Origin of the sequence: Fibrobacter succinogenes, from assembly GCF_902779965.1 — a bacterium.
In the GTDB taxonomy this organism is placed as follows: domain Bacteria; phylum Fibrobacterota; class Fibrobacteria; order Fibrobacterales; family Fibrobacteraceae; genus Fibrobacter; species Fibrobacter succinogenes_F.
This window is the reverse complement of sequence record NZ_CACZDK010000019.1, coordinates 45,200-56,966: the sequence shown is the minus strand read 5'-3', so window position 1 is coordinate 56,966 and position 11,767 is coordinate 45,200. Positions and strand designations below refer to the sequence as shown.

The 11,767-nt window shown below is 48.4% G+C and carries 8 protein-coding genes and 1 pseudogene; 3 read left to right on the top strand and 6 right to left on the bottom strand.

Features of this window, described 5'->3' with window-relative positions; genetic code table 11:
* Window positions 1–310, bottom strand: a pseudogene (locus HUF13_RS10160) (GTP-binding protein); the annotation flags it as partial.
* Between the two features lie 684 nt (window positions 311–994).
* On the opposite strand from HUF13_RS10160, the gene HUF13_RS10155 reads away from it, so the two are divergent.
* Both HUF13_RS10155 and HUF13_RS10150 read left to right on the top strand, forming a co-directional pair.
* Window positions 995–2,677 (top strand): glycosyl hydrolase family 5, encoded by a 1,683-nt coding sequence (locus HUF13_RS10155; protein WP_173475019.1) that lies wholly within the window; start codon window positions 995–997, stop codon window positions 2,675–2,677.
* A 215-nt stretch (window positions 2,678–2,892) separates the two neighbouring features.
* Window positions 2,893–4,551 carry a glycosyl hydrolase family 5 gene (locus HUF13_RS10150; protein WP_173475018.1) on the top strand — a complete coding sequence of 553 codons (1,659 nt, stop codon included), beginning with the start codon at window positions 2,893–2,895 and terminating at the stop codon, window positions 4,549–4,551.
* Between the two features lie 58 nt (window positions 4,552–4,609).
* On the opposite strand, the gene HUF13_RS10145 is transcribed toward HUF13_RS10150, so the two are convergent.
* The 3 genes from HUF13_RS10145 to HUF13_RS10135 all read right to left on the bottom strand — a co-directional run bounded on the left by HUF13_RS10145 (window position 4,610) and on the right by HUF13_RS10135 (window position 7,274).
* Entirely contained in the window at window positions 4,610–5,629 is a 1,020-nt protein-coding gene (locus HUF13_RS10145; protein WP_173475017.1) for a M48 family metallopeptidase, read from the bottom strand.
* A 117-nt stretch (window positions 5,630–5,746) separates the two neighbouring features.
* Window positions 5,747–6,304 (bottom strand): LemA family protein, encoded by a 558-nt coding sequence (locus HUF13_RS10140; RefSeq protein ID WP_173475016.1) that lies wholly within the window; start codon window positions 6,302–6,304, stop codon window positions 5,747–5,749.
* 22 nt (window positions 6,305–6,326) lie between these two features.
* Window positions 6,327–7,274, bottom strand: a complete 948-nt coding sequence (locus tag HUF13_RS10135; RefSeq protein WP_304039073.1) for a BatD family protein — start codon at window positions 7,272–7,274, stop codon at window positions 6,327–6,329.
* Window positions 7,275–7,466: 192 nt separating this feature from the next.
* Here HUF13_RS10135 and HUF13_RS10130 point away from each other — a divergent pair, with 192 nt between their 5' ends.
* Window positions 7,467–9,248, top strand: a complete 1,782-nt coding sequence (locus HUF13_RS10130) for an AAA family ATPase (RefSeq protein WP_173475015.1) — start codon at window positions 7,467–7,469, stop codon at window positions 9,246–9,248.
* Window positions 9,249–9,284: 36 nt separating this feature from the next.
* Here HUF13_RS10130 and HUF13_RS10125 read toward each other — a convergent pair whose 3' ends face one another.
* Window positions 9,285–9,806, bottom strand: coding sequence for a M48 family metalloprotease (locus HUF13_RS10125; protein WP_173475014.1), 522 nt, complete (start codon window positions 9,804–9,806; stop codon window positions 9,285–9,287).
* A gap of 69 nt (window positions 9,807–9,875) precedes the next feature.
* A complete protein-coding gene (locus HUF13_RS10120) occupies window positions 9,876–11,699 on the bottom strand; it encodes a DUF4954 family protein (RefSeq protein ID WP_304039071.1) in 1,824 nt (607 codons plus the stop codon).
* Window positions 11,700–11,767: the final 68 nt, after the last annotated feature.

Here is an 11,767-nt window from a genome sequence, read left to right as displayed (position 1 = left end):
GCCGTCCATCTGAGCAGCACCAGTCACCATGTTCTTCACATAGTCAGCATGCCCCGGGCAGTCGACGTGTGCGTAGTGACGGTTAGCGGTGGTGTATTCCACGTGGGAGGTGTTAATCGTGATACCACGAGCCTTTTCTTCCGGAGCGTTGTCGATTTCGTCGAAACGCTTTGCAGCGGCAAGACCCTTAGCAGCAAGGGTGGTGCAGATTGCAGCGGTCAAAGTGGTTTTACCGTGGTCAACGTGCAACGTGGCCGATGGTGCCGATGTTGCAGTGCGGCTTGCTTCTGTCAAAATGTTCTTTTGCCATTTTTTCCTCTTCTTCAGCAGAAGGTTTATCGCTTCAAGTTCAAGAGAACTACTTGAGTTCTCCGGATTTTCGCAAAGCATAGGAAGCGGTACTCTGCGAAATTGGAACACAAATTTAATAATTTCTAGATTATTTGCAAGATTTTTTCTTTTGAAATTTCGCCAAAAATGCGGTTTTTCGGACTTATCCACAGGTTTTCGGGGACATTTTCGGTGACCAAAATCACGGCCAATTTGCTACGTCCAAATGCCCTTTTTTGCTCAAATTTCAAAGGTTCAATATTTTATTTCAACTATAAAACCAATTTTCCAACATTTTATCAACATTCTTCACAAATTCATAACACACGTAGCTTTCGTAGCCTATTCAATTGTAAAATCTTTTTTACATGATGTAATTTTACAAAGATTTACAATTTTTCCCGGTTTCCGTAACACATTGATATTCAATCAAATCAAAATTCAATCGACAGGCGCCACCAAGAAAGTTGTTCAAAAAATGAAAACCGAAAAAGACAAAAAAATTTTCGATGGTACTTCGGACATAAAAACCTCGACCACCTCATAGCACTCAATGTGATTTGCAAAACACTATTTTTGCCTGAAAAGTTTTTTTACAAGACATTATATCTAATATTTCTATCTTTAATAGAGGTGTTTGGAGATTTTTATCCGAGGAACTTCTATGAATTATCCCCTTTTGAAGTCCCTGATTTCGCTCGGGACTCTTATGCTGGTTTGCTCTTGTTCAGACGATAAGCCGTCGCCTAGCGATAATGGCGGCAGTGAAATTCCTGTACCATGCGCAGACGCTTGGTACTTCCCCGATCAAGGATTACTGGCATACCAAGACCAAAGAGTTACAGACCTTGCCGACCAACAAGTCGGTACGATTGTCTTTTTTCCAGGCACAACAGCTGCCGTTGTCAAGGACATGGCCGGAAACATTTTGATCAACCAAGTGGATTTAAGCAAAACGACGAAGCTCACTGGTGATCCGTCGAAGTGCAATACAAATCCAGTCCCACAACCCGATGCATCCATTTCGTCTTGCATTAGCGCTTGGTATCTCAAAGCAGACAAGGACTACCTTATCTATGAAGATTTCACGGTAACAGATAAAACCGGCAATCTAGTCGGTACGGCCGTTGCAGTCCAAAATACAGTTGTGAACATAATCGACTTTTCTGGCAATCCGATTGTCAATAACATCGACCTTGCAATGCAACCAATTATTAATGGGGATGGTGTCCGTTACAAAATTGTGCAACCGGCATACCACTTGAAGGATGCAACGGGTGACTATCTCATTTATGAAACCACCGTTGTCACATCGCCGGACGGAACCACCATCGGTTATGTCGACTTCACAACGGGAACTATCTACAAAACCGATAAGAGAACCCCGATTACAACAGCGAACATCGTAGCACTCCCGATTCTTTTGCCGGGTGGAAAATGCGTAGACTATGTTCCTCCTGTCGTTTCTTCAAGCTCGCAGGCGCCCGTCTTGAGCAGTTCTTCTCAACCGAAGAGCAGTAGTTCTTCTCAACCGAAGAGCAGTAGTTCCACTCCCAAGAGCAGCAGTTCTTCTCAACCGAAGAGCAGCAGTTCTTCTCAACCGAAGAGCAGCAGTTCTTCAGCTGTCACCGGCCAATGCCCGACCATCAAGACCAAGGGCGGCGCAAGCGGTTCTGGCTGGGCAACCCGTTACTGGGATTGCTGCATGCCGAGCTGCTCCTGGAACGAAAACTCTGGTGGAAATCCGGCCAAGGTTTGCGATTCCAAAGGCAAGAACACCATCGGTAACGGCAGCGGCAGCGTTTGCTCCGGCGGCGCAGGTGCCACTTGCACAAGCCAGATTCCGTTCACAGTTGACGGCTGTACCGAAATGGCATTCGCATTCGCAGCAGTGCCTGCATCCAACGGCGGACAGTGCGGCAAATGCTTCCAGCTCACGTTTACTGGCGAAGGGCACTACAGCTCAACCAACGCAAATACCAAAAAGCTCAAAGGCAAGAAGCTCATCATCATGGTGACCAACATCGGTGGCGACGTGAACCAGGGTCAGTTCGACATCATGATTCCGGGTGGTGGCGTTGGTGCCTTTAATGGCTGCAGCCAGATGGGCTGGGGCAGCCAAGGTCAACAGTATGGCGGTCTCCTCTCCGACTGCGAAACCGAAACTAAATACTCCGCTGCAAAGTATAAGAGCTGTCTCACCGAAAAGTGCAACAAGTCCTTCTCCAACGATGAACAAGCAAGAAAGGGATGCCTCTTCCTTGCCGACTGGATGGGCGCTGCAGGTAATCCGGAACACAACTATGTGGAAGTGGAATGCCCGCAAGTGCTCAAGGACAAGTACTAATAGAAAAGTCTAAAACGAAAGTAAACGCCCCACAATCGGGGCGTTTTTCTTTTTTGTAAGTCTTTGATAATAAACAAGTTGTGTTAGGCCTCACAACTAATCCCTGTTTAGTTCTTTTTACTCTTATTTACGAGCATTTTTTTCAATAAGATTTTATCTTTACGCTGGGATGATTGGATTCATGGGTGCAACTTTTCAAGGGCTTAGTATACACTATGAAGAATAAATTTTTCAAAACCCTCGCCATTTTCGGCCTTTCCTTTATTGCATGGAACTGTTCCGAAGATCTCGCCTCCACACCACAAGACACTGGAGCAATACTCACACCAAAACCAGCGCTTGAAGTAGATCAAAGCTGCTGGAAGATTACGGTAGGCACACAGACTTTCTTGATTGTGCCCAACGGAACAGGCACTTATCTTGTCACCAACGAAAATAGCATTCCTGTCGGCACATTCGATGTCGCTACGAATACCATCGTTGATGCAAACGGCAATACGATTGTTGCCAACGTGAACCTCGCGACGCTTCCCATCGTGAATCCGGATAAGACCATCACCAACCCTGATGGTTCCAAGACTGATCTTCTGGGAAATAAAATTTCAGGCGGAGTCGTTACGCCAAACTCCTCTTCCGCAGCAAATTCTGGCTCAGGCATTATCGTAAGTAGCTCGTCTGTATTCATTTCGGGCCCGAGTTCTAGCTCTGCCAAGACTCCGAACCCGGTTGCCTCTTCCTCTTCGCAGAAGATTGACCCGCCAAAGCCGGCAAGCTCTTCTTCGCAGCAACAGCCAAAATCTTCCTCCGCCAAGTCGGACAAGCAATGCAACGGCCAATGCTACGACAGCGCCTCGGATAAATGCGTTGGATATCACGACCAACAGACGGGATCTAAAGGCGAAAAATACGCCTACGATGAATCCTGCAAATTAAACTGCTATTACGACCCGAACAATCAGAATTGCCAAAACATGACTGGCGCCGCACCGGCAAGCAGCTCGTCTCAACAGCAACAGCCGAAGTCCAGCTCCAGCGTGAAGTCCTCTTCGTCTACGCAACAGCCGAAGTCTTCCAGCAGTCAACCGAAGTCTTCTAGCAGCCAGCTGAAATCCTCTAGCAGCAGTGCTCCCAAATCTTCGAGCTCACAGAGCAACCCCAACGCTTCCGCTGAAGAAGCCCAGTACCTCAATGCAGGCGCCGGTGGACAGCAGGGCTTTGCCACCCGTTATTGGGATTGCTGCATGCCTCACTGTGCATGGCCGGAACACGGCGGCGCTGCCAAGACTTGCGATGCCAAGGGCAAGACCCCGATCGGCAACACGAATGGTAGCATCTGCTCCGGTGGCCAGGGCACCACTTGCACAAGCCAGATTCCTATAATCGTGAGCGACAAGCTCGCCTACGCGTTCGCTGCAACTCCGGGTAACGATGCAACATGCGGCAAGTGCTTCGCTCTCACCTTTACCGGTACAGGCAAGTACGAAACCAAGGCAAACCACCAGGCACTCAAGGGCAAGACTCTCGTCGTGATGGCATCCAACATCGGTTACGATGTGCAGGGTGGCCAGTTCGACATCATGATTCCGGGCGGTGGCGTAGGTGCATTTAACGGCTGTGCAGGCATGGGTTGGGGTGCACAAGGCAAACAGTACGGCGGTCTCCTTTCCGACTGCGAAGAAGAAGTTGGCTACAACGGCGACCTTCTCACCAAGCGTAAAGAATGCCTCACCAAGAAATGCAACAGCTCCTTTGCAAACGACCCCCAAGCCAAGGAAGGCTGCCTCTTCCTCGCTACATGGATGGAAGCCGCAGGCAACCCGAACCACACTTATAAAGAAGTTCCATGCCCGCAAGCTCTTAAGGCACAATTCTAATCTTTCATAGGAAGGTTTAAGGCACCCCAGACGGGGTGCCTTTTCTATTTGCAAATAATTAAAATTGTTCGAGCAACTTAATGCGTTCGGGCGTATCCGGGTGCGTGCAGAACAAGATGTTCGCCTTTGCCACCCAACCTTTAAGGCCCATGTCGTTATCGGCTTCTTCGTCTGGGTGAATCACGTACAACTGAGCAATGTCGCTGCGATTCACATTACCAAGCCCCGGATCGTCCGAAATTTTCCGGAGCGCCGAAGCAAGAGCAAGCGGGTCACCGCAAAGCTCGGCACCGCCAGCATCGGCAACGTACTCGCGCTTTCGAGAAATCGCAAGTCGAGTGAGCGAACTAAAGAAATACCCCACGATTGACCAAAGCAAAACGACGAGCAAAACGATAATTATACCGCCACCATTGCCCTTACGGCTGGAGCGGCGCGGCGTATGCGACATAGAACCTAAAATCTGGAATATCCCGTGCATAAGCATGGAGAAAATCCCTACAAACACGATGCACACCACCATGAGGCGCGTATCGCGATTCTTGATGTGCGTAAGCTCGTGGCCCACAACGGCCGAAAGTTCCGCATCGTCCAGCTTGTCTATAATTCCCGTCGTGAGTGTAATCGTATAAGAATTGATGTCAATACCGCTTGCAAAAGCGTTCAAGCTCGAATCATTCACAATGTTGATTTTCGGCATCTCGATGCCGCCTGCAATGCAGAGATTCTCGACGATGTTATAAACACGCAAATTTTCCTTGCGTTCGAGCGGGCGCGCATGCGTGGCATGACGGATGATAGAAACGTTTGCGAAATAGGCAATGATAAACCAAATCGCGGTTATCGCAAGCACATACGGCGCTACCGAATAAAAAATTTCCCAAATGACAGGCCAATGCAACGCCGCAGCCTGCCTCCCGGCATCACAGCGCCCTTCCCAGCAAAAAAAACCGATCCAGTCGAGCATGGCGATAGAACCCAAAACCATTCCCAGCACAAGCAGCGGGAACGTACAAAGCAGTATCGCCGTATTGCGGTTATTCCGCCAAATCTGAGTCTGGATACCGACGTAACGCATAGGCAGTAGGAAGTTAGAAGTAGGAAGTAGACGGAGAAAAATGCGCCGAAGGCGCTAGTTAAACGCGCGACACCAGTCGCGCCATTATTTTACTGTTTACTGCCTACTGTCTACTCATTAAAACTTCACCTCTGGTGCTTTTTCGAGTGTTTCGCGATTTTCAGTGGCCTCGTACATGGCAGCACGCTTAAAGTTGAACATGCCGGCAATGATATTGCTCGGGAATGTTTCGCAAGCGTTGTTGAATTCGCGAGTCGTAGAATTGAAGAAGCGGCGGGCAGCGGCAAGCTTGTTTTCGATATCCGCAAGTTCTGTCTGCAACTGCAAGAAGTTCTGGTTAGCCTTGAGTTCCGGATACGCTTCGAGCGATATCTTGAGTCCCGAAAGCGCGCTACTCATCGCCTTGTCCGCAGCAACCTTCTCGTCGATAGTCGTTGCATTCATGGCAGCAGTACGGGCGGCCGTCACCTTTTCAAGCACTTCCTTTTCGTGAGAAGCATAACCCTTGACCGTCGAGACCAACTGCGGCACAAGATCATAGCGCTGCTTGAGCTGCACATCGATATTTGCAAATGCATTCTCGCGATTGTTGCGTAGCTTCACAAGTCCATTGTACATGGAAATGAAGCACAAGATAAGAACCACTATGACAGCGATAACAATAAGAGTGACCATGTTTTTTCTCCTTCTTTTAAATCTACTTCTTCGCTTTTTCTTCTTCCGGCACGGGCTTGGTGTCTTCGAGCAGGCGGTCGGCCCATTCGTCCCAGAACTTGCAGCGTTCGCCTTCGAGCTTCATCTTCGCGAACTTGACCGGTTCCGTTTCAACAGCGAGCGTCACCACGGATTCCTTGTAAGCCTGCGGGAGGCCTGCCACATGCGACATACGCTTCTTGAGTTCGGCAACGGTTGCATCCAAAATATCGACTTCAAAACGCCTTTCGATGTAACGGCGAGTAATAAAGCCAAGCGACATAAAGAAATCGCCTTGATTGCCTTCGGCAAGGTAATTTCTGTTGCGCAAATTCTTGAGTGCAAGTACCGCTTCTTCGTACGGCGGCAATTGAGGCGCCTCGCCACGTTTTGCAAATTTCTTGTGCAAGAACCATCCAAGGAACACGAGCAAAGCTACGCCAAGCACAGCGAATATCACATAGAGCCACTGCGGAAGGCGCGGATCGCTCATCGGGTCTTCCACTTCGATGATATCCGTTTCTTCGCCGTTTGTGCGGTTCGAAACCTTGACCGCGACCGGGTCCGTGTGCGTCTTAACCGTATCCGTTCCGACAACTGCATTCACTTCTTGCGGTGCAATCAAAAAGTCACCGCTTACAAATGTATTGAGCGTTGCAATCCAGGTAAACTTCGCCGTTCCCTTAGGCATGCCCTCGGTAATCTTTTCGTTCTTCATTTCCTTGACTTCAAAGCTGCCAAGGTTCCCGACAAAGCTCGGTAAATCCACGATGGCATTTTCGGGGGCCGTCACCTGGATCTCGTAATTGAACTTGTCACCGATAAAAACTTGTGCGTTATCGACATTTGCCTTGACCGACAAATCAAAAGCGTGGGCAGAAACCGCCAAAAACGCAAGCGCAACCAAAGCTACAGATTTTTTGCAAACATTCAAATCATTCATTCGGGACATAAAAACCTCTGTGGCAAAGAATATACAAAAAAACTAATTCTTAGGTTTGCCTCTTTACGGGTTCCGAGTTACTGAGTCCGCATCCGCCGCAGTTCTAAGTTCTATGAACTAGCAACTGACATCCAGTCATTACATTTAAACAATACTCTCCTAGAAATTATTATACATTTGAGATGATAAAGAAGGATTTTTATGTCTAGCAAGAAAAACCAAAACTTGATCAAGGGATTAACGCTCATTATTACGATGGTGTTGATGTTTGCTACGATTGTTGTTGTCAAACTTTCTGTCGTTTATGGCCCCATTACATATTTGATTTTTGCCGGGTTCGCATTGTTTGTTTTGCTGATGGGTTTTCTCTTTTGGAGCAAGAACCGCGAAAACGAAACTACGCAACAGATTGCGGATTTAATGAAAGAGGCTTTGACCAGCCCGCTAGAAAGTAATTCCCTTGGCGAGTCAGGGTATGCCGCCGCCATCAAGCCCGATGGAACCATCGATCAGAAACTCGTACGGAGCATGAAACGACTTGAGCCGACAGTTTCTGCAATTTCGAAATTTTTCGACGACTTTATACACTACAACGGCGTTGCCGAAAAACTGCGCAACCACTTTTCGCTAGGAAGTGGGAGCGATACATTCCATGAACTTTCGACCATATTCCTTTCGGACGTGGCATTCCTTTCGGCAAAGCTCGGACACGAGGTCAGTTTCGACACATTTGAATCGTGCGGTTTCGTGACGCTCCTCTTGAAACTCCGAACAAACGCTCCAGAAAACACGGACTGGAATCGCCTTGTTTTCCAGGCATTCGTCGATAGAATCATCGACATGGATTCACTGCTCGACAACTTGCAAAAGAACCATGCCCAAGTCGAAGCTACAGGCGAAATATTCCTGTTCGCTTCCATTTTCTCAGAATTATCACCGGATGCCACTCAAAAGTACATGCGCCTGATGTATGATTTTTCGGCAGCACTTGCAAACATCGACCGCAAACTCACCCCGCAAGAAGTCCAGTGGTTACAGCACCTGGAACGTTTCATCGGCAATTACCACCTGTTTGCGCGCAAGGCGGGATACGTGAAATGTACAACCCGTCAAGTGAATTACAAAAATCCGCTGAACGACATGGTCATAAAAAACAAGTCTAAAATCGAACCTGATAATTTCGTCAGTAGCGATGTGATAACAAGACTCAACGAGCTCATCGGGCTTTCTTCGGTCAAAAAAGAAGTCATTACATTCCGCAATTTTATCAAGATTCAAAAAGAGCGCAAGAAAAAAGGATTCTCCGTTCCGCCGACATCTTACCACTTGGTATTTTCCGGTAACCCCGGAACCGGCAAGACAACAATTGCACGAATCATGGCCGAAATATTCAGGGACATGGGCGTTCTTGCCAAAGGGCACCTGGTCGAAACCTCGCGTGCCGACTTGGTCGCAGGCTACATGGGGCAAACGGCAATCAAGACAAACAAGGTTATTGACAGTGCACTCGATGGCGTCCTCTTTATCGATGAAGCTTACACACTTTCGAAAAATGCCGAAAACGATTACGGTCAAGAAGCGATAGACACGCTCCTCAAGCGCATGGAAGACGATCGCAACAGACTGGTGGTCATCATCGCAGGCTACACGAACGAAATCAAGAATTTCGTGAATTCCAATCCGGGACTTTCTTCGAGATTCAACCGGTACATTGAATTCCCCGATTACACGGAAGATGAACTCGCTGAAATTTTCAAAACGCTCTTGTCGAAATACGACTACAAGATGGACTACGATGCCGAAGTGGCCATGAAAAGATGCATTGCTAAAGCCGTGCAAAACAAGGACAGCCGTTTTGGCAACGGACGCTACGTGAGAAACCTTTTCGAAAAAGTCATCGAAAAACAGGCCAACCGCCTTGCCGCATTATCCGATCTAGGAAAGGCCGATGTCAGCAAAATTAACGCAAGTGATTTTGCATAAGTCGACAGGCCAAGCACGCCATTCACGAAAGCGCAACTACTTCACCACTTTTCGAAGCAGTCTTTGGCTGCGCAACACAGCAGTCGGGTGTTCACGATACACGAGCGCAAACAAGGCGGTGTACGGAATTTCGCATGCAGCAAGTTCGCGCAATGCGGCCTTTGCCACTTTCTTGTCCGTCTTTTCTAGCGCATACCTGTCGCATTCGTATTCCTGGCTCCAGCAGTAAAAATGAAACAGCATGCGGAACGGAATTGCCGCCAAATGGAGCCACAGCACAGCTTCGATAAAACTTGCGTTCCAGCGCACCATCATTGCTGCCATGAACCACACCGCCACCATCCAAAAGGCAATCTTCATCAAGTTGCGCAACATCGCATGATGCAGCACTTTATGCCCTTCTTCGTGCAGCTTCACAAATTTCGACTCGGGCACTTCGTTACGATTTTCTGGAAGCGGCACAATATCGTTTACAAGCGGAATCGCACGCAAAACCGCAAACACGCCACCACGCAATTGCGTAAGCCTACGTTCGCGAATTTCAAGAAACGTCCGCAAAACAATTTCTAGACAAAGTAAAATATATAACAACATAACAGAAAAAAGTCCGCGCAATTCAATCCACGCCTAAGCGAGATTTTTCACAATCGCATTCAGGCGCTTTGCCGATTCTTCAAGGCGTATTTTTTCCCATTCCATAAAGCCTTTGTCTACCGGATGAGCGCTGTCGTAGTCATCGAAAATCTTGCGGCCGCGTTCGTTATCGCGATCCAAGCCATGGTTTACGTTATCGAACCATTCCTTTTCGAGCTGCTTGTAACGCTTGACCAATTCATCCATCGTCTCGGGCAAAGATACAACGCGTGCAATTTCCTTGTTCGACTCGCCAAGGAGTTTACGCAACTCCCGCACAGACTGTTTCGAAAGTGACTCATCGCTTTCTACAAGCGAAAGCATCAAGTCAAGCACATAGCGTTCCAAGTATTCGCTATACGTCTTGATAGCACTCTGGCGCACACGCTCGCGCATGAAGTTTTCACCAAGGCCATCGATATCGGATTTCGTATAAACGTCCTTAATCTTGTCCACCTGCAAACGATTGTACGCATCAAACACAAGGCGCGCCGTTTCAGGATTGTAAATCGAGTAGAACGTAGACGGAACAAGGCCTTTCCCGCGAATGGCATACTTGTACGCATTGCGGTCCAGCGCATACGCATTCTTGGAATAGTTCCAGCCCGGTACAATTTCGTTCAAGCGCGGCGCTACGCCCACCAACTGCGGGTCCCCGGCATGGATCAACGAGAACGGGAACTTGAGCCGTTGCGGAAGTGTCGTAAGCCCGCTTGCAATCAAAGTAAACGGCGACTCGCGGAAATTCGACGGGAACTTGATGTTCACGCCAAGCCCAAAGAACATTCCCTGGCCAGGCATCACTTCTTGGTCCGGCATGCGACCCGTGTGATTGCTACCGACATTCGCGCCATAGCCCAGGTTGCCACAGCCTTCCGGCCAAAGTGCTGCAATCAAAAGCGAGTGGTGATGCATCTGCGTCATCGGTCCCATGTACGAACTGTTGACTTCGCCTTCTTCGATATGGCAGCACGGCGCAATAATCGAAGACTTTACGATAGCCTTGCTCCCCACCTTGCAGCGACTCATCAGCACGGAGCCTTGGACTTCGGCGCCGGAATGTACCGTCACGCCCATCTGCATATCCGTATTTTCGAGAATCACGGAATCATAGACATGGCTCGATTCTTCGAGCGAACTCATAATAATCGAATTGCGAATCTTTGCAGCACCTTCGATACGAGCATGCGGTCCGATCCAGCTATTACGGATAATGTTCGTATTCGAAACAATCGCGCCCTTCCCCACAATCCCGAAGGGGAGCGCCAGTTCAGAGCGGTAAGCGCTAAGCATTTCCACGAAAGAATTCTGGACACTCGCTTCCGCCTTGTGGAACAACTGCAAATCGACAAGATCCATTGTGAGTTCCGGGAACACCAGCACTTCGCGACCGCCCATCTCGTTACCCACATTGATAGTGGAACCCACCATGTAGTTAATCTTTCCACTGCTGACAAGAGTACCCACATTATGCACAACAGCGCTACCACGCACAAGCACGTTGCTAAGCATCGAGACCTTGTAAATCAGGGCGTTCTCGATAATGCAGTTGTGGACCATGCAATCATAAATACCAGTCGCGACCGAAACATCGCCCGGCAAGAGGAGCGTACCGAAAAACTTCGGCAGCCTCACATCGCCCATAAAACTGGAACGGAAAATTCTATTCGGATCAAAATCCGGCTCAACCAGCACCTTTGTCCAGTCATCGCAACTGTTACCGTTTTTCTCCAAAATCTGGATTTCGAAAGCCGTCATCGGACGGTACTTGCCAGTCGCTGACTTGATAACTTTAAAATTTTCGACCGAAGTAGCCAAAACACTGCTCTTCAGCGCTTTTTTCAATTTTAACAATCGCTGCATGAATAAAAAATAGACTAAATTAA

Coding starts and splice junctions, on each gene's coding strand:
- HUF13_RS10140 (WP_173475016.1), bottom strand. CDS start 6,304: ATGGTCACTCTTATTGTTATCGCTGTCATAGTGGTTCTTATCTTGTGC.
- HUF13_RS10150 (WP_173475018.1), top strand. CDS start 2,893: ATGAAGAATAAATTTTTCAAAACCCTCGCCATTTTCGGCCTTTCCTTT.
- HUF13_RS10145 (WP_173475017.1), bottom strand. CDS start 5,629: ATGCGTTACGTCGGTATCCAGACTCAGATTTGGCGGAATAACCGCAAT.
- HUF13_RS10130 (WP_173475015.1), top strand. CDS start 7,467: ATGTCTAGCAAGAAAAACCAAAACTTGATCAAGGGATTAACGCTCATT.
- HUF13_RS10155 (WP_173475019.1), top strand. CDS start 995: ATGAATTATCCCCTTTTGAAGTCCCTGATTTCGCTCGGGACTCTTATG.
- HUF13_RS10135 (WP_304039073.1), bottom strand. CDS start 7,274: ATGTCCCGAATGAATGATTTGAATGTTTGCAAAAAATCTGTAGCTTTG.